This window comes from Burkholderia sp. SRS-W-2-2016 (assembly GCF_001931485.1).
Classification (GTDB): domain Bacteria; phylum Pseudomonadota; class Gammaproteobacteria; order Burkholderiales; family Burkholderiaceae; genus Paraburkholderia.
On the sequence record NZ_MSDV01000063.1, the window covers coordinates 118584 to 142232 of the forward strand.

19 protein-coding genes are annotated in these 23649 nt (G+C 65.8%); 5 read left to right on the top strand and 14 right to left on the bottom strand.

What is annotated here, in order from left to right:
- Window positions 1-103: 103 nt before the first annotated feature.
- The gene (locus tag BTH42_RS27480; RefSeq protein ID WP_075304319.1) at window positions 104-1213 is read left to right on the top strand and encodes a hypothetical protein; all 1110 of its coding nucleotides are present in this window, start codon (window positions 104-106) and stop codon (window positions 1211-1213) included.
- Between the two features lie 128 nt (window positions 1214-1341).
- On the opposite strand, the gene BTH42_RS27485 is transcribed toward BTH42_RS27480, so the two are convergent.
- The 3 genes from BTH42_RS27485 to BTH42_RS27495 all read right to left on the bottom strand — a co-directional run bounded on the left by BTH42_RS27485 (window position 1342) and on the right by BTH42_RS27495 (window position 4530).
- Window positions 1342-2325 carry a 2-dehydropantoate 2-reductase gene (locus BTH42_RS27485; protein ID WP_075304320.1) on the bottom strand — a complete coding sequence of 328 codons (984 nt, stop codon included), beginning with the start codon at window positions 2323-2325 and terminating at the stop codon, window positions 1342-1344.
- Window positions 2326-2387: 62 nt separating this feature from the next.
- Complete coding sequence (locus BTH42_RS27490; RefSeq protein ID WP_075304321.1) at window positions 2388-3182, bottom strand: class II aldolase/adducin family protein; 795 nt, start codon at window positions 3180-3182, stop codon at window positions 2388-2390.
- 145 nt (window positions 3183-3327) lie between these two features.
- Window positions 3328-4530 carry an amino acid aminotransferase gene (locus tag BTH42_RS27495; protein WP_075304322.1) on the bottom strand — a complete coding sequence of 401 codons (1203 nt, stop codon included), beginning with the start codon at window positions 4528-4530 and terminating at the stop codon, window positions 3328-3330.
- Window positions 4531-4759: 229 nt separating this feature from the next.
- On the opposite strand from BTH42_RS27495, the gene BTH42_RS27500 reads away from it, so the two are divergent.
- The gene (locus BTH42_RS27500; protein ID WP_075304323.1) at window positions 4760-5716 is read left to right on the top strand and encodes a LysR family transcriptional regulator; all 957 of its coding nucleotides are present in this window, start codon (window positions 4760-4762) and stop codon (window positions 5714-5716) included.
- Between the two features lie 87 nt (window positions 5717-5803).
- Here BTH42_RS27500 and BTH42_RS27505 read toward each other — a convergent pair whose 3' ends face one another.
- The 9 genes from BTH42_RS27505 to BTH42_RS27545 form a co-directional block, all read right to left on the bottom strand.
- Complete coding sequence (locus tag BTH42_RS27505) at window positions 5804-6631, bottom strand: helix-turn-helix transcriptional regulator (protein WP_075304324.1); 828 nt, start codon at window positions 6629-6631, stop codon at window positions 5804-5806.
- A gap of 135 nt (window positions 6632-6766) precedes the next feature.
- On the bottom strand, window positions 6767-7894 hold the full coding sequence (locus BTH42_RS27510) for a hybrid sensor histidine kinase/response regulator (protein WP_075304325.1): 1128 nt from the start codon (window positions 7892-7894) through the stop codon (window positions 6767-6769).
- Between the two features lie 9 nt (window positions 7895-7903).
- Window positions 7904-8530 carry a chemotaxis protein CheB gene (locus BTH42_RS27515; protein ID WP_075304326.1) on the bottom strand — a complete coding sequence of 209 codons (627 nt, stop codon included), beginning with the start codon at window positions 8528-8530 and terminating at the stop codon, window positions 7904-7906.
- A 10-nt stretch (window positions 8531-8540) separates the two neighbouring features.
- The gene (locus BTH42_RS27520) at window positions 8541-9386 is read right to left on the bottom strand and encodes a protein-glutamate O-methyltransferase CheR (protein WP_075304327.1); all 846 of its coding nucleotides are present in this window, start codon (window positions 9384-9386) and stop codon (window positions 8541-8543) included.
- 19 nt (window positions 9387-9405) lie between these two features.
- Complete coding sequence (locus BTH42_RS27525) at window positions 9406-12945, bottom strand: response regulator (protein ID WP_075304371.1); 3540 nt, start codon at window positions 12943-12945, stop codon at window positions 9406-9408.
- A 343-nt stretch (window positions 12946-13288) separates the two neighbouring features.
- On the bottom strand, window positions 13289-15409 hold the full coding sequence (gene katE, locus BTH42_RS27530) for a catalase HPII (protein ID WP_075304328.1): 2121 nt from the start codon (window positions 15407-15409) through the stop codon (window positions 13289-13291).
- Window positions 15410-15588: 179 nt separating this feature from the next.
- A complete protein-coding gene (locus BTH42_RS27535) occupies window positions 15589-16488 on the bottom strand; it encodes a MipA/OmpV family protein (protein WP_075304329.1) in 900 nt (299 codons plus the stop codon).
- 401 nt (window positions 16489-16889) lie between these two features.
- Window positions 16890-17609, bottom strand: coding sequence for a peptide-methionine (S)-S-oxide reductase MsrA (gene msrA, locus BTH42_RS27540; RefSeq protein WP_075304330.1), 720 nt, complete (start codon window positions 17607-17609; stop codon window positions 16890-16892).
- A 79-nt stretch (window positions 17610-17688) separates the two neighbouring features.
- A complete protein-coding gene (locus BTH42_RS27545) occupies window positions 17689-18369 on the bottom strand; it encodes an Lrp/AsnC family transcriptional regulator (protein ID WP_372237290.1) in 681 nt (226 codons plus the stop codon).
- Window positions 18370-18582: 213 nt separating this feature from the next.
- On the opposite strand from BTH42_RS27545, the gene BTH42_RS27550 reads away from it, so the two are divergent.
- The gene (locus tag BTH42_RS27550) at window positions 18583-19599 is read left to right on the top strand and encodes a 1-aminocyclopropane-1-carboxylate deaminase (protein ID WP_075304331.1); all 1017 of its coding nucleotides are present in this window, start codon (window positions 18583-18585) and stop codon (window positions 19597-19599) included.
- 70 nt (window positions 19600-19669) lie between these two features.
- Here the strand turns inward: BTH42_RS27550 and BTH42_RS27555 are convergent, their stop codons facing one another.
- Window positions 19670-20557: a LysR family transcriptional regulator gene (locus BTH42_RS27555; protein WP_075304332.1), complete on the bottom strand. Its 888-nt coding sequence runs from the start codon at window positions 20555-20557 to the stop codon at window positions 19670-19672.
- 129 nt (window positions 20558-20686) lie between these two features.
- Here BTH42_RS27555 and BTH42_RS27560 point away from each other — a divergent pair, with 129 nt between their 5' ends.
- The gene (locus BTH42_RS27560) at window positions 20687-21412 is read left to right on the top strand and encodes a pirin family protein (RefSeq protein ID WP_075304333.1); all 726 of its coding nucleotides are present in this window, start codon (window positions 20687-20689) and stop codon (window positions 21410-21412) included.
- 95 nt (window positions 21413-21507) lie between these two features.
- Window positions 21508-21921, top strand: a complete 414-nt coding sequence (locus BTH42_RS27565; protein WP_075304334.1) for a DoxX family protein — start codon at window positions 21508-21510, stop codon at window positions 21919-21921.
- Between the two features lie 127 nt (window positions 21922-22048).
- Here BTH42_RS27565 and ahpF read toward each other — a convergent pair whose 3' ends face one another.
- On the bottom strand, window positions 22049-23635 hold the full coding sequence (ahpF, locus tag BTH42_RS27570; protein ID WP_075304335.1) for an alkyl hydroperoxide reductase subunit F: 1587 nt from the start codon (window positions 23633-23635) through the stop codon (window positions 22049-22051).
- Window positions 23636-23649: the final 14 nt, after the last annotated feature.

The following is a 23649-nucleotide window of genomic DNA, read 5'->3' on the forward strand; positions in this document are numbered from 1 at the left end:
GATGCCTGTCCGGCATCGCTAAACCCGCTGCGGATAGCGTGATGGCACTCCTCTGCTCCCGTGCCCCCGGCGTGGTCTCTCTCACACGTAGGAGGAAGCCGAAATGTTCCATGTCGACATACCGGGTTCGCGCGACATCGCCAGACTCTTCGGGATCAAGTCGGACGCATGCGTGTCGCTCTATCTGGCTACCACGCCGGTCACGAGCGAAACCGCCGGGAGCCGGATCGAATTTTCCAATCTGATTCGCGACGCGATGAGCCGGCTCGAAACGCGCGGTCTGGACAAACGCCGGCTGTGGCAATTGCACGAGCTGCTGGCCGAAGTTCAGGAAAACGAAGTCTTCTGGCGCTATCAGGCCAACTCGCTCGCGGTGCTGGCCACGCCGGACGAGATTCACACGTTCAGGCTCGCGAACCGCCTCGAATCCGAGGTCGAAGCATCGGATCGCTTCAATATCAAACCGCTGTTGCGCGCAACCACGTTCGATCACTCCGCCTATGTGATCGCGATCTCCGAGAACAGTTTGCGAGTGGTGGAGATTTTCGCCGACCTGCCGCCCGAGGAAATCCGCGTGCCGGACCAGCCGACCGACATGGCCAGCGAACTGCGCTTGAACGATCGCAACGACAGTTCGATCAATAGTGGCGATCTGCACAAATTCAATCTGACCAAATACGCGCGGCGTGTCGATGCGGCGCTCGCGCCGCTGTTGCAGCACGGCGACGTGCCGGTGATCGTGATGGCCGCGCAGCCGATCGCGTCGATTTTTCACAACCTGTGCCGCGCGCAGAACCTGCTGCCGCAGATCCTCTCGCATAGCCCCGATCGTCTGTCGCCCGGCGAGATCGCCGCCGAAGCGCGCAAGCTTCTGGACGTTCATTATCAGAGCGTGGTCGCCGGCCATCGGGAGCACTACCAGGGGCGTCTGCACAACCGCCGCGCCAGCGACATGCTGGAGGAAGTCGCGCGCGGCGCGACGCAAGGCGCGATCGAAACGCTGTACATCAATATCGACAGCGATCTCAAAGGCACGCTCGACGAGCAGACCGGCGCGGTCGACTATGGGACCGCGGGACCGGCGGTGGCGTATAGCCTCGTCGGCGAAGTCACGCGGCGCGCGCTGGCGGCGGGCGCGAAGGTGGTCGCGTTGCGGCGCAACGACCTGCCGGCCGGCGCCGATGTCGCCGCCACGTTCCGGTTTCCGATCTGAGGAAGCGGCGTAGCGCGCCGCCAAACACCGAACGCCAGGCGGACGCTTCGCCCGCCCCGCCCCGCCACCCAAACCAACGCCGCGCGTCCAGTTCGAACCGGACGCGCGGCGTTGGTTTTGTTGGGGCATTACAGCTTCGGATACAAACCCAACGTGCTCGCATGCAGCCGCGCGAGCCCAAGCAACGCATCGGTATAAGGCGTCGCGACGCCGGTCAATTGCCCCAGCTCGCGCACCGCGCCGACCAGCGCGTCGAGTTCGACCGGCTTGCCGGCCTGCACGTCCTGCAGCATCGACGTCTTCATCGCGCCGAGCTTTAGCGTGACCGCGTGACGATCGTCGGGCGCCTGATCGATCGGGATTCCGAAGCGTGCGCCGATCTCCTTCGCCTCCAGCATGATGTGCGTGACGAAGCCGCGCGCGAGCGGGTCACCGAGGATTTTGTCCGTCGTCGCGCCGGTGAGCGCGCTGACCGGATTCATCGTCATGTTGCCCCACAGCTTGTACCAGACGTCGCGCTGGATCTGCGCGGCCATCGTTGCATTGAAGCCCGCCGCCTGCAGCAGCGCCGCAAGCCGCTCGACCCGTTCGCTCGGCCGGCCCGACGCCTCGCCGACAATCAGGCCATTGCCCTGGTGATGGCGGATCACGCCGGGCGCGTCGATCAGGCAGCTCGCATGCACGACGCAGCCGACCGTTTGCGCGGTCGGAATCGCGGCGGCGATCGCGCCGTCCGGGTCGATCGTCTTCAGCCGCTGGCCGGCGAACTCGCCGGCGAGGCCGTCGCAGAACCACCACGGCACGCCGTTCATCGCGGTCAGCACGCTCGATTCCGGTCCGATCAGCGGCGCGATCCGCGCGGCCACCGACGCCATCGCGGGCCCCTTCACCGCGACCACGACGAGATCCTGCACGCCGAGATCGGCGGGCTTCTCGCTCGCCTTGACCTGCTCGGCGTAGATCACGCCGCCTTCGATCAGCCGCAGCCCGTGCTGGCGCACCGCGTCGAGCGTCGCGCCGCGCGCGACCACGCTGACCTCGTGCCCGGCCTGCGCGAGCTTCACTCCCATCCAGCCGCCGATCGCGCCGGCGCCGTAGATCGCTACTTTCATTGCTTGTCCTTGCTGGTTGCCGCGTGCGCTCCGCAGCGGTTCGTTCGCTGAATTCTAGTCAATCATTGCCGGTAGCTGGCGTCGATCCGGTCGACCCGTCGCACCAACGCGTCGAACACGTCCTGCCCGGCGCCGTGGCGCGGGTCGAACTGCAGCGAGTCGCGCGAGCAGCGGATCGCGACCTCTTCCGGCACCGGCCGCGCGCGGCCCATCGAGAACGTCGCCATCTGGATTTCGCACGCGCGATTGAGCGTCCACAGAATCGCGAAGGTCTGCGCGAGCGTGTGCCCCCATGCGAGCAAGCCGTGGTTGCGCAGAATCACCGCCTGTTTGTCGCCGATATGCGCGAGCAGCCGCGGCCCCTCTTCCGCATGAATCGTGATGCCCTCGAAGTCGTGATACGCGATCCGCTCGTGCAACTGCGCGCTGTAGAAGTTGGTCTGCTGCAAACCGTCTTCGAGACAGGCGACCGCGACGCCGGCCGTGGTATGCGTGTGCATCACGCAGTGCGCGTCGGGCAGACCCTCATGGATCGCCGCATGCACGACGAAGCCGGCCGGATTCACCGGATACGGCGAGCCGTCGAGCACCCGCCCGTGCGCATCGATCTTCACCAGATTGCTCGCGGTGACTTCGCTGTAGTGCAGCCCGAACGGGTTGATCAGGAAGTGCCGCTCGTTGCCGCTGACGCTCGCCGGCACGCGCAACGTGATGTGGTTGTAGATCATCTCGGTCCAGCCGAGCAGATCGAAGATCCGGTAGGCCGCGGCGAGTTGCACGCGGGCCTGCCATTCGTCCGGATGCATGCCGGCCGTTGGCGGCACGCTCGCCGGTTGCGCTTCGAGGATGGTGCTCATCGGGTCGTCTCCATGATTGTCGTTCTGGCGGTGTGAGGGTTGACCGCGGCGCCGCGCATGCGTGTGCGCCCGGTCCATATACGCGTGTGAGCACCGAGGCCGCGCCGCCCGCGCCAAGCCGGCACGGGCGGCTTACCGACGCGCGTCAGGCAGCGCCGGACACCACCGCCGCGATCGACGCCGCCACGTATTCCGCGTTGCGTTCGTTCAGACCGGCGACGCACATCCGGCCCGAGCGCAGCACATACACCGCGTATTCGTTGCGCAGCCGTTCGACCTGGCTTTCGCTCAGACCGGTGTAGGTGAACATGCCGCGCTGCGCGACGTAACGCGTGCGCATCACTTCATCGACGCGCCCTTCGAGGCCCGCGTAAATCGTCTGACGCATCTTCAGGATGCGCTCGCGCATCGCGCCGAGTTCGGCTTCCCACGATGCGTGCAGCGCCGGATCGGCGAGCACGTTGGCGACGAGGCGCGCGCCATGCGTGGGCGGATTGCTGTAGTTCGCGCGCACCGCCGCCATCAGCTGACCGGCCACGCGGGCCGCTTCGTCCGCGCTCTTGCAGACCACGCTGAGCGCGCCGACGCGCTCGCCATACAGCGAGAAATTCTTCGAGAACGAGTTCGCGACGATCAGCGGCACCTCCGCGTCGGCGAGCAGACGCACGCACGCGGCGTCTTCTTCGAGGCTCGCGCCGAAGCCCTGGTAAGCCATGTCGACGAATGCGATCAGCTTGCGGCGTTGCAGGACCGGCACCAGTTCCTGCCATTGCGCCGGGCTCAGGTCCACGCCGGTCGGGTTATGGCAGCACGCGTGCAGCAGCACGACGCTCTGTTCCGGCAGTGTGTCGAGCGCGGCGAGCATCTCGGCGAAACGCAGCCCGCCGGTTTGCGCGTCGTAGTACGGATAGGTGTTGACCGTCAGGCCCGCGGCTTCGAATACCACGCGATGGTTTTCCCAGCTCGGATCGCTGATCCACATCTGCGAGCCCGGGAAATAGCGTTTCAGGAAATCGGCGCCAACCTTCAGCGCGCCGGAGCCGCCGAGCGTTTGCAGCGTGGCGATGCGGCCGGCCGCGCGCGCCGCGCTATTCGCGCCGAACACCAGCGCCTGCGCGGTGTCGCGATACAGCGGCAGACCGGCCATCGGCAGATACGAGCGCGGGCCGATCGATTCGAGCAGCGCGGTTTCGGCGCGGCGCACCGCGTCGATCACCGGCAGCTTGCCGGCGTCGTCGAAATAGATGCCGATGCTCAGGTTGACCTTGTTCGGCCGGGGGTCCAGCTGGAAATCCTCGTTCAGGCTCAGAATCGGGTCGCCCGGATAGGCGGGAATATGGTCGAACATCACGGGTCCTTGAAGACGGCCTCGGAGGCCGGTTATGCGGCTAGCCGCGCGGCGCCGCAACACCCGCAAAAACAGGTGGCAAGCGCGTCGGCGGCGCACGGCGGGGCAAACCTCAAGTCTAAGCGGGTTTGTCGCGCTGCGTCGACCGGTACGAGTGTCGTCGCTCACGCCGCCGCGCACAATCAATCGATTTTTCACGATTCGTAAGTTTTTCTTTAGAATCGCCCGCATGGCTCTTACCCGCGTCACCATTCGCCAGTACGAAGCGTTTCTCGCGATCGTCGATCTGCACAGCATCGGCGCGGCCGCGCAGCGGCTCGGGCTGACGTCGTCGGCGGTCAGCCAGTTGCTGGCCGAACTCGAAACCGAACTCGGCTTCCGGCTGTTCGATCGCACCACGCGGCGCGTCGCGCTCTCCAGCGCGGGACAGGATTTCCTGGCCTCGGCCGAATCGGTGCTGCGCCACGTGCGCGCGGCCGCCCAATCCGCCGACGATATCCGCAACCGCGCGTCCGGCATCGTGCGGGTCGGCGCGCCGCTGGTGATCGCGGCGACCGCGTTGCCGGCGGCGATCGCCGACTACGCGCGCGACAAACCGAAAGTCGTCGTGCGGATCTTCGATACCGGGGTCGAGCAACTGGTGGAGCGGGTCGAGAGCGGCGACATCGATCTGGCGATCGGGCCGGACCGGCAAAGCGGCTCGCACGTGCGCGCGGAAACGGCGTTCGCGAGCCCGTGGGTGATGTGGTGCGCGGCCGCGCATCCGCTGGCCGCGCGCCGGCGGGTGCAGTGGCAGCAGCTGCGCGACGTGCCGATCGTCGCGACCGGCCGCGATCACGAACGCGCGGTCGATCAGATGCGCGCGAACCTGCCGCCGGAGGCGCGCATCGTGCCGGTCGACGTGGTCGATAACGTGACCACCGCGTTCGGACTCGCCGCGCAGGGGCTCGCGGTCACGCTCGCGCCGGCCTATGTCGCGCCGCTCGCGCGCACGTTCGGACTGGTGATGCGGCGCATCGTCGATCCGGAAACGATTCGCGAAGTCTGCGTGTATCGCTCGACCGAGCGCGCGCTGTCGCCGTCCGCCAGCGGCTTCGCGGACTTCGTGATGCCGTGGCTGAAGCGCTGGGATCGGGAGATGCAGGGGCGCGGCAAGCGGACTAAAGCGGAAGTTGTGAAGCGTTAGGCCGGCTCGGGCGCTACGGCGAAATCTACCGCGCAACGTGCAACGCCAGCCGAATCCGCGAGCAAATCGCGCATGGCGTTCGCGCCGCTACGCCTGCATGCACAGCGCAAACAGTTGCCGCTGGTTCGAAATGCCGAGCCGCGCATACGCACGCTTCTGATAAGTCACCACGCTCGTTGCCTTCACGCCCATGCACCCGGCGATCTCGCCGGCGCTCGCGCCTTCGAGCGTGCCGCGCAGCACGTCGAGTTCGCGCGGCGTCAACGCCGGGCAGATACGGCGAAGCCGCCCGAGCATCGCCGCGGCGGGCCCTTGCTGATGCTGGCCGTTCAGCGCGTAATGCGCTGTCGCCGCGTGTGCGAACAACGGCGCGACGCTTTCGAGGTATTCCAGTTCGCGCGCCGCGAACACGCCGTGCGCGCGATCGCGATACAGGTTGATCGACAGCCACACGCTGTCGAGCGGCTGAACCAGCAACGACAGCCGGTCCGATACGTTCGGCTGCGCGTAGCAGGCCGCGCGATACGCTGCGTGTTCGATTTCGTCGCCGCGCTGCTGATGCAGCACCAGCGCATCGCGCGACGGCGGGCGTCGGTTCTTGCCGCCCGGGCGGCTGGCGTCGATGATCGCGCGGTTGCCGTCGAGCGCGTAGAAATGCGCGGCATAGCGTTCGGCGACCTCGCGCAGAAAGCGCCCGCCGCGATGGTCGGCCGCCGACACGGTGCGCGGCCGCGCGTCGAATTCATATGCGAAGACCGTGCATTGCGACACCGGCAGCGCGTCGCCAACCGTCTGCAGAATGCTCGCGGCGAGCGCGTCGGCGTCCGGCTGCGCAATCGCGGCGACGAGACCGGTCGCGCGCGCGGTGCTGAGCTGGCCGCTGCGCGGCGGTGAAGCGAGGCGCCAGGAACGCATGATGGAGGGCGGTTGCGGCTGCGTGATTGGGGTGCCGGCAAGCGTAGCACAGCGGGCCGCGCCAGCCGGCGTGCGCCGCTCGCCTCGGCCGCGTACGCCGGCCGAACCTCGCGCACGCCGCTGCACTGCTCGCGCCTACCGCCGCGTAAACGACCCCCTCTGCAACGCCACCGCGCGCGGCAGCGCGATCGTGAAGACCGTCCCCACCGCATCGCTCGACTCGACGCCGACCTCGCCGCCATGCATGCGCGCGATCTCCTGCACGATATGCAGACCGAGCCCGAGCCCCTCGCGCGAACGCGCGCCGTTGCCGTTCGCGCCGAACGCCTTGAACAGATGCGGAAACACCTCGGCCGGAATCACGCCGCGATTGGCCACCTTCAGCCGCACCACATCCTCCGCGGTGCCGTCGACCTCGACGCCGATATCGCCGTCCGGCGCGCCGTGATGCAGTGCATTGCTGACGAGGTTCGACACCGCCTGCCAGACCAGATCGGTATCCCACGCGCCGGCGGTATTGCCCGAGCAGTCGAACACGATCCGCTTGCCGCTCTTTTGCGATGCGAATTCGTCGATCACCGAACGGCACAGCGTCGCCAGTTCGATCGAGCGCGGCTGCAACGGCAGACGCCCGCCCTGCAAACGCGCGAGGTTCAGCAACTGGTCGACCATCCGCGCCATCCGCAGCGAGCTGTTCTTCACGCGCGCGGCGACGGTCGCGGCCTGCTCGTCGGCGGCGGTGCGCATCAGATACTCGGCCGACGCCAGCACCGCGCCGAGCGGCGTGCGCAGATCGTGGCTCAGCACCGCCATCAGCATCTCGTTCGCTTCGAGCATCTGGCGCGTGGTCACCAGTTGCGCGGCCAGCTGGCGCTTCTGCTGTTCGAGCTGCACGAACACGTCGACCTTCGATTGCAGGATGCGCGGATCGAACGGCTTGTACAGGAAGTCGACCGCGCCCGCCTCGTAGCCGCGGAACGTGCGCGACGCGTCCTGCGCGGTCGCGGTCAGGAAGATGATCGGCACGTGCGAGGTGCGCGGGCTGCCGCGCATCAGCGCCGCCAGCTCGAAGCCGTTCATGCCGGGCATGTTGACGTCGAGGATCGCCAGCGCGACTTCGTGCTTGAGCAGCAGATCGAGCGCGGCGGTGCCGGAATCGGCGACCAGCACCGCGACGTCGGGGCGCGTGAGCAGCGCTTCGAGCGCGGTGATGTTGTGGACGATGTCGTCGACGATCAGGATGTTCACAGGTGAGTTCGACATGGCATCGAATCAGATAGAAAGCGGCAGCGCGGCAAGCCGGCGCGCCAGGGTTTCGGGATTGTAGATAGCGTCGGCCGCGCCGCGCACGATCGCCGCGCGCGGCATTTCCGGCGCGCCGGCGCTCTCCGGCGTCTGCACCCACGCGGTGCCGCCGTGCGCGCGCACGCGTTCGAGGCCGGCCGCGCCGTCGTCGTTGGCGCCGGACAGCAGGATCGCGAGCAACCGCTCGCGATACACCGCGGCGGCCGATTCGAACAGCACGTCGATCGACGGCCGCGAGAAGCGCACCGCCGCATCGGTCGACAGCGCGACCGTGCGGTCCACCTCGACCAGCATGTGATAACCGGGCGGCGCGACGTGCACGCGGCCCGCCAGGATCGCCTCGCCGGCATCGGGTTCGAGCACCGGCAACGCGCAGCGATGCGCGAGCGCGGGCACCAGATAGCTCGGCGACCCGGCCGGCAGATGCATGACGATCATCACGGCCGCCGCGAAACGCGCGGGCAACGCGAGCAGCAAAATGCCGAGCGCTTCGATGCCGCCGGCCGACGCGCCGATCACGACAAGGTCGTACGTGCGCGGCGCGGCCTCGGCGGTGGCCGGCGCGTTGGAAGGTTGAACGTTCGAGCGTGGCATCGCGACCTCGCTAGCGTTTCTGATAGATGCGTTCGGGCGCGCGGAATTCGTCGAACGCTTCGTAGTGACGCGAAAAGCGCAGACTTTCCTTGCTGCCCAGCCCGAGAAAACCGCGCCGCACCAGCGCGTTTTCGAACAGCCCCAGCGCGCGATCCTGCAAGCCGCGATCGAAATAGATCAGCACATTGCGGCACGACACCAGGTGCGCCTCGAGAAATACTTCGTCGGTCGCGAGGCTGTGATCGGCGAACACCACGCGCTCCTTCAGCGAGCCCGAGAAACGCGCGCCGCCGTACGCGGCGTGATAGTAGTCCGACAGCGAACGGGTGCCGCCGGCCGCCAGATAATTCTGCGTGAAGCCCTGAATCCGGTCGAGCGAGTAGATCCCCGATTCGGCGCGCGCGAGCGCATCGGGGTTGATGTCGGTCGCGTAGAACAGCGTGCGCTCGGTGAGCCCCTCTTCGTCGAACAGGATCTTCAGCGACCACAGCTCCTCGCCGGTGCTGCAACCGGCCACCCACACCTTGATCGACGGATAGGTGCGCAGCCGCGGCAGCACGTGTTCGCGCAGCGCGAGGAAATAGGCAGGATCGCGAAACATCTCGCTGACCTGCACGGTCAGGTACTGAAAGAGCCGCGAGAACTGCTCGCCGTCGCGCATGATGCTGTCCTGCAATTGCGACAGCGTCTGCAGCCCGAATTCGTCGAGCGCCTGGGTCAGGCGGCGGCGCAGCGACGACATCGCGTAGTGGCGAAAGTCGTGCTGATACTTCAGATAAATCGCGTCGAGCAGCAGCTTCAACTCGATATCGAAGTCGCTCATGCGCTGCGGCGCGTCGGAGGCGGACGGGTTCATCGCGGGTTCCGGTTCCGTTTCAGCGCTGCCGCAGCCACACGCGGCACAGCGCGACCAGCTTGTCGACGTCGATCGGCTTGGACACATAATCGTCGGCGCCCGCTTCGAGGCAGCGCGTGCGGTCGTTCGCCATCGCCTTCGCGGTCAGCGCGATGATCGGCAGATGCGCAAAGCGCGGATTGCGGCGGATCTCGCCCATCGCGGTCAGCCCGTCCATCTCCGGCATCATGATGTCCATCAGCACCAGGTGAACTTCGGGGCCGTTCTCGAGTTCGTCGAGCGCCTCGCGGCCGTTGCGCGCGATCAGCAGCTTCGCGCCGAGCGGCTCCAGCACGTGCGACAGCGCGAAGATATTGCGCACGTCGTCTTCGGCGAGCAGGATCGTGCGACCCTCGAACGCGTTGTCGCGCTGCCGCACGGTGCGCAGCATGCGCTGCTGCTCGGGCGCCAGCGACGACTCGACGCTATGCAGGAACAGCGTCACCTCGTCGAGCAGACGCTCCGGCGATTTCGCGCCCTTGATGATGATCGACTTCGAATAGCGGCGCAGCCGGTGCTCCTCTTCGTCGGACAGCATCCGGCCGGTGTAGACGATCACCGGCAGCGCCGCGTGCGCGGTATTCGCCGCGAGCCGTTCGAGCAGGTCGTAGCCGGTGCCGTCGGGCAGCGCGAGGTCGGTGACCACGCAATCGAAACCGGAATTGGCCAGTTGCCCGAACGCGTCGGCGAGCGTCGCGACCGCGACGATCTCGGTGTTCTCGCTTTGCAGCAGCGCGCGGATGCTCTCGCGCATCGGTCCGTCATCCTCGATCACCAGCACGCGTTTGAGCTGTTGTTGCAGGCGCGCTTCGAGGCGGCGGATCGCGGCTTCCATCGTCGAGCGCGCGGTCGGCTTCAGCGTATAGCCGATTGCGCCGAGATGCAGCGCCTTGTCCGCATGATCGGTGGCCGACACGATGTGAATCGGAATATGGCGCGTGAGCGGATCGTTCTTCAGCCATTCGAGCACGGTCAGGCCCGAGCGGTCCGGCAGGCCGACGTCGAGCAGCACCGCGGCCGGACGCATGTCGCGCACCAGCGCGAGGCCGCTCGCCGCGTTGCTCGCGTGCACGAAGTCGAAATCGAGTTCGTGGACCAGATCGCGCAGGATTTCCGCGAACGCGAGATCGTCTTCGATCGTGACGATCAGGCGGCCGGCGCGGGTGCGCTGGTCGCGGTCGTCGGGGATCGAGGCGGTGGCGGGTTCGGCAAGGTCGGCGGCGGGCGTGGCGGGTGCGTTGTCCGCCTGCGCGCGCAGCAACGGCGCTTCGGTCGCCGGCGCCGGCGCCGCGCTGTGTTCGTGTACGTGCGCTTGCCCTTGCCCGTGTCCTTGCCCATGCGGCGCCTGCCCGTCACGCGCCGCGAGCACCGCGTTCACGTCGAGCGGCAGCCACAGCGTAAACACGCTGCCCTTGCCGACCTCGCTCGCCACCGTGATCCGGCCGCCGAGCAGCGCCGCGAACTCGCGCGAAATCGACAGTCCGAGACCGCTGCCGCCGTATTGCCGGCTGGTCGAACCATCGGCCTGCTGGAACGCCTCGAAGATCATTTCGAGCTTGTCGGCCGGAATGCCGATGCCGGAATCGCGCACGTCGAAGCGCAGCGCGCCGCCGTCGACCGGCGCGACCGCGAGCGTGACTTCGCCGTGCTCGGTGAACTTCAGCGCGTTCGACAGCAGGTTGCGCAAAATCTGCGTGAGCCGCTGGCCGTCGGTAATCAACGTGTCGGGCGTGCCCGGCAGTCGGTCGAAACCGAGTTGCAGATGGCGGGTCGCGGCGAGCGGCCGGAACAGTTCCTCCAGCGACTGCAACGTCGCATCGAGCGACACCGTTTCGGGCTCGATCGTCACCTGCCCGGCCTCGACCTTCGACAGATCCAGAATGTCGTTGATCAGCACCAGCAGATCGCTGTTGGACGCGTAGATCGTCTCCGCGTAGCGCACCTGCTCGTCGGTCAGGTTGCCGCCGCGATTCTGCTGCAACAGCTTCGCGAGAATCAGCGAGCTGTTCAGCGGCGTGCGCAATTCGTGCGACATGTTGGCGAGAAACTCGGACTTGTAGCGGCTCGACTGTTCGAGCCGCTCGGCGTTGGCCGCGAGATCGTCCTGCGCGCGCAGCAGATCCGACTTCTGCCTCTCGAGCCGCTGCGCGTATTCCTCCAGCTGCACGTTGGTCTGCTCCAGCTCGGCCTGCTGCGCTTCGAGACGCCGCTGCGAATCGAGCAACGCGCGGCCGCGCTCTTCGAGCCCTTCGTTGGAGACGCGCAACTCTTCCTGCTGGACCTGCAACTCCTCGTTCAACTGCTGGGTCTCGGCGAGCACATCCTGCAGGCGCTCGCGATACAGCGCGGCCTCGACGAAGTCGCCCATGCTGTTGCGGATCAGCTCGATCAGCTCTTCGTCGCGCGCGGTGACGTCGCGCAGAAAGCCCATTTCGACGACGCCGTTCACCTGGCCGTCGTTATCGAGCGGCGCGATCAGCAGATTGCGCGGCGTGCCCTTGCCGGTCGCCGACGCAACCTGCACGTAGTTCTCCGGCACCTCGCGCAGCACCAGCGTGCGGCGCGAGCGCGCCGCCTGGCCGATCAGCGTTTCGCCTTCCTCGAAGCTGAGCGGCGCGCCCTGCTCGCTGTCGCGGCTGAAGCCGTAGGTCGCGATGCGGCGCAGCGTGCCGTGCTGGCGGTCGCGCACGTACAGCACCGCGACCACCACGTCCAGATATTGGGCCAGGAATTCGAGCAGCGCGCGGCCCACCAGTTGCGGGCTGGTCTGGCCGACCACCTTGTCCGCCAGCAGGCGCTGACCCGAGCGCAACCAGACCTGCTGCTGCAGCTTGTCGGTCTGTTCGGCCTGCTGCTGCAACGCGGCGTCGTAAGTCTCGGACAGGCCGAGCAATTCGCGGCGCCCACGCCACGCGAGCAGGCCGCTAACGATCAGGCTGAACAGCAGGAACGCGCCGACCAGCGTCGCCGTCACGCGGCGCGTCGCCTCGCCGCGCTCTTCGCGCAGGCGCAATTCGACGTCGAGAAAATCGTTGAATTCGCGGCGGATCTCGTCGAATTCGACCTTGCCGCGCCCGGCCGCGATCGCGCTTTCGTAGTCCTGATTGCGTCGGCGCGCGTCAATCATGTCTTCGGCAAAGCGGCTCCAGCGCTGCTGCAACGCCTGAATCTGCTTGAGCCGTTCGAGTTGCGGCGGGTTGTCGGCGACCATCTGCTGCAGCGTCTGCAGTTGCGCCTTGAACTTCGGGCCGCCGTTTTCATACGGCACGAGGAAGCTTTCGTCGGCGGTGATCAGGAAGCCGCGCATCGACGACTCGCGATCCACCGCGAGCCGCAGCATTTCATTGGCGTTGCCGATCACGCGCTCGGAGTGTTCGGCCCAGCTCAGCGTCGACACGAGGTAGGCGATCAACCCGACGAACAACGCCATCGTGACGAGCCCGACGCCGAGCGGCAGAGCAAGGTTACGGCGAAGGATGCGGCGGAAACGAAGCTGATCGACGGCCGGCGCGGCGGTCATTTTTTCTGTCTTCGGCATGGCGAATCGAGTCGATGCGGAATATTTTTCGGATTTGCGTGCGGTAGTTTTCATCGCGATACGACCGCCGTCATCATACAAGGGCGAAGCTTATCTTGAAAACCGGTCGGACCACGCTCAGGCTTGCTGGGTACGGCTCGACGAGCGTCGGCGGGAGTCCGCGAAAGTGCCTCGCGCCGGCCGGGAGCGCAAAAAAACCTGGCCGGTTCGCACCAGCCAGGCTGTTTCCACTACCGCGCGTGCCGCGCCTGGCGGCACCGTTTCAGCACTTCGTGTGGCGCCGCGGACGCTCGCGCACTTGCCGTTTTACTTCGACATCCTCAGGTCACGCCGGCACCCCTTCCGCCTGCGCCGCGCGCGACCATACCCGATGCTGTTCGACCGCCTTGATGAACGCCTTCAGCACGTCGGCGGACTGCTTGTCGTCGCCGGTCACGACGCCGTCCGCCTTGGCGGGCAGTTGCGCGGCGCCGAGCAGGTCGCGCCCCGCGCCGAGCGCCGCGATCGCCTTCAGGTGCTTGAACGCCTCCAGCACGAAATGGCGCGCGTCGCCGGATTGCGCGAGCGTCTTCGCACCGGCCTCGCCGCCCACCACGATCACCGCGTCGAACATCACCGACGGCAGCCCGGCGATCGTCGCATCCGGCGCGAGCCCGTCGATCTCCGCGAGCGTCGGCGCGATCAGCATCGGCGTCGCGCCTTCGCCCTTCAGCGCCTGTTGCAGCTGCTTGATCGCGGCGCTGTCCGAGCCGGGCGCGGCGAGCAGCGCGATCTTGCGGGTCTTGATGCCGGGCTTCACGCGATTGAGCAGGCTCAGCGCGGGCGAGCTCTTCGGCCCGGCCAGTTTCGCGCCGCCCTTTTTCGGCGCCGGCAGGCCGAGACCTTCGGCAACCTGGGCGGCCAGTCCCGCATCGAAGTTCGCGAGGATCTCGTTGACCACCCGCGCGCGAATCTCGGGCTTCGTGACCTTGCCGAGTTCGAACTGATAGGCGGCCGCGATATGGTCTTTCTCCGGTTGCGACATGCTGTTGTAGAACAGCGCGGCCTGCGAGAAATGATCGGCGAACGATTCGCTGCGCACGCGAATCTTCACGCCCTCCACGCGCTCCTGATAGCTTTCGAAACCGCCATCGGCGTCAGCCGGGTCGGTTTCCTTCGGCCAGCCGTCGTTCAGCGAATTCGGTTCATAGGATGCCTGACCGACGTGGATCGCCTGCCGATGCATCGCGTCGCGCTGATTGTTGACCGACGGACAGACCGGCCGGTTGATCGGAATCTCGTGGAAGTTCGGGCCGCCGAGCCGGCTGATCTGCGTATCGGTGTACGAGAACAGACGCCCCTGCAACAGCGGGTCGTTGGTGAAGTCGATGCCCGGCACCACATGGCCCGGATGGAACGCGACCTGTTCGGTCTCCGCGAAGAAGTTGTCCGGATTGCGATTGAGCGTCATCTTGCCGATGATTTTCACCGGCACCAGTTCTTCCGGAATCAGCTTGGTCGGATCGAGCAGATCGAAGTCGAACTTGTGCTCGTCCGCTTCGTCGATCAGTTGCACGCCCAGTTCGAACTCCGGATAGTCGCCGCGTTCGATCGCTTCCCACAGATCGCGCCGGTGAAAATCCGGGTCCTTGCCGGCGAGCTTTTGCGCCTCGTCCCACAGCAGCGAGTACGAGCCGAGCACCGGGCGCCAGTGAAACTTGACGAAACGACCGTTGCCTTGCGCGTTGACGAAGCGGAACGTATGGACACCGAAGCCTTCCATCGTGCGCAGACTGCGCGGAATCGCGCGGTCCGACATCGTCCACAGCACCATGTGCGCGGACTCGGGCACCAGCGACACGAAATCCCAGAAGGTATCGTGCGCGGAGCCGCCGGTCGGCATTTCGTTCGGCGCTTCCATCTTCACCGCATGCACGAAGTCGGGAAACTTGATCGCGTCCTGGATGAAGAACACCGGCATGTTGTTGCCGACCAGATCGTAATTGCCTTCCTGCGTGTAGAACTTCACCGCGAAGCCGCGCACGTCGCGCACGGTGTCGGCCGAGCCGCGCGGGCCCTGCACCGTCGAGAAACGCACGTAGACCGGCGTTTCGAGCGCGGGGTCCTGCAGAAAGGCGGCCTTGGTGTACTCGCGCATCGATTCGTACACCTTGAAGACGCCATGCGCGGCCGAGCCGCGCGCATGCACGATCCGCTCGGGAATCCGCTCGTGGTCGAAGTGCGTGATCTTTTCACGCATGATGAAGTCTTCGAGCAGCGACGGGCCGCGCGGACCGGCGCGCAACGTGTTCTGGTTGTCGGCGATCTTCACGCCCTGGTTGGTGCGTAACGCCTCGCCCTGCGGGCTGACGCGATTGCGTTCGAGGTCCTGCGACTTCGCATCGTTCGCGTGGGCCGGCCCGGCCGACTTCGCGGCGCTCTTCTGGATACTCGCTTTTCCTGCCATGGGGATGGACTCCTAAGTTCGGGCACGCCGGCGCGACAGGCGCGGGCGCATGACCTGGAGTTCAGCAAACGATGTACCCGTGGGCGGGTCGGGGCGAAGTGGGCGGCAATGCGATGGATCGAACGGGAAGCGGCGCGGGTTGCGCCGTTCCTTTTACCTGCAGCGTGGATGCGCGCGGCTCAGAAGCGATAGTTGATCGACACGTCGGCGACACCGGTCGCGCGGGTGCGCACGATCGGGCTGTTGCCCGCGCCGCCGACCAGTTGCTCGAACGCGCCGTCGGCGGTTGCGAACCAGTGCTTGCTGAACAGCCACACCGCGCTGACGCCGAAGCCGACCGACTTGACGCCGGCGCTCGCGTGGTACTGCGAATACTGCGAGTGCGCGGCCTGCTCCTGATTGACGCCGAACCAGCTGTTCATGTACTTCGAGTCCGCGAACGACACGTTCGGCCCGGCGAACCAGAAGAACGTCTTCGAGCTGCCCGGCATCGGCATATAGGCGCCGAGGTCGCCGATCCAGCCGTTCGAGCCGCCGAAATAGCGGCGAATGTCGGCCCGCAGCACCAGCGGAAAGTTCTTCGAGATCACGTACTCGCCGGACAGCTTCAGACCCGGCGCAAAGTTGATGTTGCCGAGCCCGCTCAGTTCCTGCGGATCGTCCTGCGCGCGCCGGCCGAGATCGTAGACCGCCGCCAGACTCATGCGCCAGTTTTCGCCCTGCGCGAAATTCACGCCAAAGCCTTCGCCGGTCGACAGAAAGAACAGGTCCTTGTAGCGCACGTCGACGCTCGGGCCGCCGACCACGTGATAGCGGTCCGAGCCCTCGAAACGCGGCTGGAACGACGCGGCCGCGCCGAGCCGCACCTGCCAGTCGGGGATCGTCGGCTGGTACATCTTCTGTAGCGGGACGCCCACCGAGTACTGCCACTCGCCGAGCGGCGACGGCGTCTGCGCGTGTGCCGCGCCCGGCACGAAGACGATCCCGCCAAGAGTCGCGGCGACCAGCGAACCCGCCGCGATGCCGGTTTGTTTATTGCGAGGCGTCGCACCCCGCTTCTTTCTACGGCTGATCAACACCTGAAGCCTCCGATCTCGCGTGTCGCGATGAGGTTATGTTTGCGCCCGGGGTCCAGCGCGGACCCAGAAAGCTCGAGCGACCGCCGCGCTGCTACTGACGGCATGTAATTTTTTCAGTCGTCGTCGCGCGCCGCGCAACGCGTCGGGCCCCACGCGGCCCGCGCCCGCCCAAGGCCGCGGCATGCCGGTTCGCGGGTTGCGAGGAAGCGCCGGCGCTGCGATAACGCGGAAAGTGCGGTTCGACGGGCGAGTGCAGTCGCAAGATATGCGCCAACTCTGTGGACGATTGATGACGGCGGGCCGGCGGCTGCGGGGGGAGGAGCGCACCGGCGATTGGAGCGGGACTCGCGGCGGCGACGCGGCCGCGACTTTCGCTGCTCCTTTCCTCGCGACTTTCTCTGCTACCGACCCGCTTCGACCAGCACCGGTTTGTCGCGATACAGATTGGGAAAGAGGCGCTTCAGGCTGGCGACTTTCGGCATATCGTTCAGCGCGATATAAGCCGAGTCGGGATGCAGCGTCAGGTAGTTCTGGTGATACGGCTCGGCCGGATAGAAGCCTTTGTATGGCTCGATCTTCGTGACGAGCGGCGCCGCGAACGCATGCGAGCGATCGAGTTGCGCGATATAGCCTTGCGCGACGCGCCGCTGGATGTCGTTCAGCGGGAAGACCGCCGAGCGATATTGAGTGCCGCTGTCGGGCCCCTGGCGGTTCAGTTCGGTCGGGTCGTGAATCACCGAGAAATAGACCTGCAACAGCTGACCGTAAGTGACCTTGGCCGGATCGAAGGTGACCTGCACCGATTCCGCGTGACCGGTCTCGCCGCCGCTGACGATCTCGTAGTCGGCGCTCTCGCGCGAGCCGCCCGAATAGCCGGACACCGCTTGCGTGACGCCGCGCACGTGCTGGAACACGCCTTGTACGCCCCAGAAGCAGCCGCCCGCGAAGATCGCGGTTTCCGAGTGGGCGGTGCTGGCGGACAGGGGTTCGTCGAGCGCGGGCGGCGCGATGACGATCGCGGTTTCGCCCGCCACCGCCGCGGGCTGCATGAAGGTGAGCAGCCATGCGAGCGCGGCTGCTGGGGCTAGCAGACGGTGAAGCGTTGCTGTGGGCCTGTCCATGTCGCCTCTCCTCGTTCGACCGCGCGCGGTTTCCGACAGCATGCGCGTTTTCTCGCGTATCCGCCCGATCTGTCTATCGCTATAGCGGAAATTTCGTCGTCGACAGAATCTCCTTGAGCACCATGAACGAGCGGATCTGCCGCACGCCCGGCAGATACAGCAACTGCTCGGCGTGCAGACGGTTGAAGCTGTCGCTGTCGCGCGTGCGGATCGTCATGAAGTAGTCGAACTCGCCGGTCACGACGTGGCACTCCATGCAGCCGGCGACGTTCTGCGCGGCCTTCTCGAACTCGGCGAACGATTCCGGCGTCGAGCGATCGAGCACCACGCCGATGATCACCAGCATCCCCGCGCCGGCCGCCTTCGGATCGAGCAGCGCGACCACGCCGCGAATCAGCCCCGACTCCTTGAGCCGCTCGACCCGCCGTAGACAGGCCGGCGCGCTCAGCTTCACGCGGGCCGCGAGCGCGACGTTCGAGATCGACGCGTCGACTTGCAGTTGCCGCAGGATCGCGCGGTCGATGCGGTCAAGCGCGGTGTGGGCGGTGGCGGACGCGGTTGTGGTGGCGGGTGCAGCGGACGCCGTGGACGCGGCGGGGGGCGCGGATGGCGCCGCGGCGGTTGCGCTTTTGCCTCGTGGGGTGCTCGCCGGTTTGCTGGCGTTTTTGCTCGCGTTTTTGCTCGCGGTTTTGCTCGCGGTTTTGCTGGCGGTTTTGCTGGCGGTTTTGCTGGCGGCGGGTTTGCCAACGGTTTTGCCCATTTGCGCGCCAGCGGGCTTACCGCTGGACGTGGCGGCGGGCCTGGCGCGGGCAGTACGAACTTTTATTGCGTTCATAAGCGGAATGACAAGGTTTTATTAAATCGCAGCGCGATCTGAATTTTCAAAAGTACGTCCGGGCGATTTTTTTCGCAAGCTCATTTCTCGCGCTTTTTCCTACCATAAAGCCACCGAATCCATCACCACGGAGCTGCGATGAACCTGCAACGATTTCCCCGCTACCCGCTCACCTTCGGCCCGACGCCGATCCAGCCGCTCAAGCGCCTGAGCGCGCATCTCGGCGGCAAGGTCGAGCTGTACGCGAAGCGCGAGGACTGCAACAGCGGCTTCGCATTCGGCGGCAACAAGACCCGCAAGCTCGAATACCTGATCCCCGATGCGCTCGCGCAAGGTTGCGACACGCTGGTGTCGATCGGCGGAATCCAGTCGAACCAGACGCGCCAGGTTGCGGCGGTCGCCGCGCATTTGGGGCTGAAGTGCGTGCTGGTGCAGGAGAACTGGGTCAACTACTCGGACGCGGTGTACGACCGGGTCGGCAATATCCAGATGTCGCGGATGATGGGCGCCGACGTGCGGCTCGTGCCCGACGGCTTCGACATCGGCTTTCGCCGCAGTTGGGAAGACGCGCTCGAGAGCGTGCGCGCGGCCGGCGGCAAGCCGTACGCGATTCCGGCCGGCTGCTCGGACCATCCGCTGGGCGGCCTCGGCTTCGTCGGCTTCGCGGAAGAAGTGCGCCAGCAGGAAGCCGAACTCGGCTTCAAGTTCGATTACGTGGTCGTGTGCTCGGTGACGGGCAGCACGCAGGCGGGGATGATCGTCGGTTTCGCCGCCGATGGGCGCGCGGATCGCGTGATCGGCATCGATGCATCGGCGAAACCCGCGCAGACGCGCGAGCAGATCACGCGGATCGCGAAGCGGACCGCGGAAAGCGTCGATCTCGGCCGCGACATCACCGCGAAGGACGTCGTGCTCGACGAGCGCTACGGCGGCCCGGAATACGGTCTGCCGAACGACGGCACGCTGGAGGCGATCCGTCTATGCGCGCGGCTCGAAGGGGTGCTGACCGATCCGGTGTACGAGGGCAAGTCGATGCACGGGATGATCGATATGGTGCGCAACGGCGAATTTCCGGCGGGATCCAGGGTGCTGTACGCGCACCTGGGCGGCGTGCCGGCGCTCAACGCATATAGCTTTATTTTCCGCGACGGTTGAGCGCAAAGAACTGGTTAGCAAAGCGGCTTTGCGACGGACTGCAAAGCCGCTGAGGTCAGTGGCTTCGCCCTCACCCCGCCAGCGTCTTCAAATGCCTGCGCAAAAACTCGACGAACGCCCGGATCGTCACCGAACTCTGCCGGTGCTGCGGATACACCGCGTACACGCCGGTCGCCACCGGCAGAAACGCTTCGAGCACCGGCACCAGCTTGCCGCTCGCCAACGCATCGGCGACGATAAAATCAGGAAGCCGAACGATCCCGAGACCGGCGACCGCCGAGTCGCGAATCAGATCACCGTTATTCGCACGCAACGGCCCGCGCACTTCGACGCTCTTCAGCGCGCCGTCGACCTTGAACTCCCAGCTCACCGCGCCGCCGTGCCCATATAGCAGACACTCGTGATTCGCCAGTTCGGCGGGCAGCTTCGGCGTGCCGCGCCGGCGCAGATAGGCGGGACTCGCGCACGCGATCATCCGCACGTCCACCAGCTTCTGCGCGATCAGCGACGAATCCTGCAACGTGCCGATGCGGATCGCCATGTCGAAGCCCTCGCCGACCACATCGACGGTGCGGTCGCTCAGTTCCATATCGCAGCGCACGTCGCGATGCTCGCGCAGAAACGACGCGACCAGCGGCGACAGATGCATCATTCCAAACGACATCGGCGCGCTCACGCGCAGCAGCCCGCGCGGCCCCGCGCGCCGCAGCGACATTGCCTGCTCCGCATCCTCGACCTCGCCGAGGATGCGCCTCGCGCGCTCGTAGAACTCCTGCCCCAGATCGGTCACCGCCAGCTTGCGGGTATTGCGGATCAGCAACTGCACGCCGAGCGCTTCTTCCAGCGCCATCACGCGACGGCTGACGAACTGCTTCGACAACGCCAGCCGCTTCGCCGCGGCCGTGAAGTTATGGGCGTCGACGGTCGCGACGAAGATCCGCATGTCATCGAGCTGCATTGTCCACTCCAAAGCGACAGTGTTTCCGAGATAAGCATGATTATAACCATCCGGATTGACCTACACTCCTGTTCATCGATTGCAGCCAACTACCTGGCGGATCGCACGACAAACTCAAGGAGAAAAAAGATGCTCGAAATCAGACAAGCCAACCAACGTGGCCGCGCGGAACACGGCTGGCTCAGTTCGCGTCATACGTTCTCGTTCGCGCACTATCACGATCCGAAGCAGAACGGCTTCTCCGACCTGCTGGTGATCAACGACGACCGCGTCGCACCGGCCCAAGGCTTCGGCAAGCATCCGCACCGCGACATGGAGATTTTTTCGTACGTGCTCGAAGGCGCGCTCGAACACAAGGACACGATGGGCACCGGTTCGGTGATCGTGCCGGGCGACATCCAGTTGATGAGCGCGGGCACGGGCGTCGCGCACAGCGAGTACAACCACTCGAAGAACGAGCCGGTGCACTTCCTGCAGATCTGGATTGCGCCGGCGCAGCAAGGCACCTCGCCGCGCTATCAACAGCAGCATTTCAGCGCGGCCGACAAGCGCGGCGTACTGCGCCTCGTGTTGTCGCCGGACGGCGCGGACGGTTCGCTGCAGTTGCAGCAGGATGCGCGGGTGTATGCGGGTCTGTTCGACGGCGACGAAACCGCCACGCTCGAACTCGCCAGCGACCGCTATGCGTATGTGCACGTGGCGCGCGGCAGCGTCACGGTGAACGGTGTCGAGTTCCACGAAGGCGACGGCGCGCGAGTGCGCGGCGAAGAAGCGCTGACCTTCTCGCGAGGGCAGGATGCGGAAGTGCTGGTGTTCGATCTGCGCAATATCGAAACCTCGGCACTATGGGGCTAAGCGCTCCGCTTGCGCGGTTAATCGACTAACCTGAAATGAGCTCGCCGGATGAACGTTACCGGCGAGCGTCTCTCCCTACTCCTGCGGGAAAAATCATGCGTTACACACTGTTTGAAAAGCAGAAAGACGTCGTCGTTCTGGTCGCCCGTATTCTGTTGATGGTGCTGTTCGTGATGTTCGGCTGGTCGAAGCTGACCGGCTTCGCGGGCACTGTCGCCTATATGGCATCGACCGGCGCGCCGGCGCCGGCGTTGTCGGCGGTGATCGCGGTGGTGATGGAACTGGTGGTCGGCGTCGCGTTGCTGGTGGGATTTTTCACGCGGCCTCTCGCGTTGCTGCTCGCGCTGTACACGCTCGGCACCGCGGTCATCGGCCATCACTACTGGAACATGACCGGCGCGATGCAGTACGACAACATGATCCATTTCTACAAGAACATCGCGATCATCGGCGGCCTGCTGCTGTTGTGCGTGACCGGCCCCGGCAAGTACTCGTTCGACCGGCGATGATGCGGATTCCGCTGCGCTGACGCGACAAGGCCCGCTGTGATGCGGGCCTTGTCGTATGCGTGCGCACAAACAGAAACGGCGACCCGAGGGCCGCCGTTTTTACTACTCACAACATCGCACTACTGGATCAAACCGTTGCTTCGGCTTCCGCCTCGACTTCATCGTCCGCGCTGGTGCGGATCAGATGATCGAATGCCGACAGCGATGCCTTCGCGCCTTCGCCGACCGCGATCACGATCTGCTTGAACGGCACCGTGGTCACGTCGCCGGCCGCGAACACGCCCGGCACCGAAGTCGCGCCGCGTGCATCGACGACGATCTCGCCGTGCTTCGACAACTCGACCGTGCCCTTCAGCCATTCGGTGTTCGGCACCAGACCGATCTGCACGAACACGCCTTCGAGCTCGACCGTCTTCACTTCGCCGGACGCGAGGTCCTTGTACACCAAACCGTTGACCTTCTTGCCGTCGCCGGTGATTTCGGTGGTCTGCGCCTGGGTGACGATCTTCACGTTCGGCAGGCTGCGCAGCTTGCGTTGCAGCACTTCGTCGGCACGCAGCGTTGCGCCGAATTCGAGCAGCGTCACTTCGCGCACCAGACCCGCGAGGTCGATCGCCGCCTCGACGCCCGAGTTGCCGCCGCCGATCACCGCGACGCGCTTGCCCTTGAACAGCGGGCCATCGCAGTGCGGGCAGTAGGCGACGCCGTGGTTACGGTACTCGCGCTCGCCCGGCACGTTGATTTCGCGCCAGCGCGCGCCGGTCGCGAGCACGATCGTCTTCGCCTTCAGCACCGCGCCGTTGGCCAGACGCACTTCGTGGATGCGGCCCGGGATCAGCGCTTCGGCGCGCTGCACGTCCATGATGTCGACGTCATACGCCTTCACGTGCTGTTCGAGCGCGGCGGCGAACTTCGGCCCTTCGGTTTCCGTCACCGACACGAAGTTTTCGATCGCCAGCGTGTCCAGCACCTGACCGCCGAAGCGCTCGGCCACCACGCCGGTCGCAATACCCTTGCGCGCCGAGTAGATTGCCGCGGCCGCGCCCGCCGGGCCGCCGCCGACGATCAGCGTGTCGAACACCGGCTTGTTTTCGAGTTCCTTCGCGGCACGTGCGCCGGCATTGGTGTCGAGCTTCGCGAGAATTTCCTTCACGCTGCTGCGGCCCTGGCCGAACATCTCGCCGTTCAGGAACATCATCGGTACCGCCATGATCTGGCGCGCGTCGACTTCGTTCTGGAACAGCGCGCCGTCGATTGCGACGTGACGGATGCGCGGGTTGATCAATGCCAGCACGTTCAGCGCCTGCACGACTTCCGGGCAGTTCTGGCACGACAGCGAGAAATACGTTTCGAATTGATAGTCGCCGTCGAGCGAGCGGATCTGTTCGATCACCGCGTCGTCGAGTTTGACCGGATGGCCGCCGACCTGCAGCAGTGCGAGGACCAGCGACGTGAATTCATGCCCCATCGGAATGCCGGCGAAACGGATGCCGCTCGCCTTGCCCGCCTCGCCGATCGAGAACGACGGCTTGCGCTCGTCGTCGCCGCGACGCTCGATCACCGTGACGCGCTCCGACAACGTCGCGATATCGTTCAGCAAGGCCAGCAGTTCCTGCGACTTCGCGCTGTCGTCGACCGACGCGACGAGTTCGATAGGCCTGCTAACTTTTTCGAGGTACGTTTTCAGTTGAGTCTTGAGATTGGCGTCAAGCATGGCGTTACGATTCC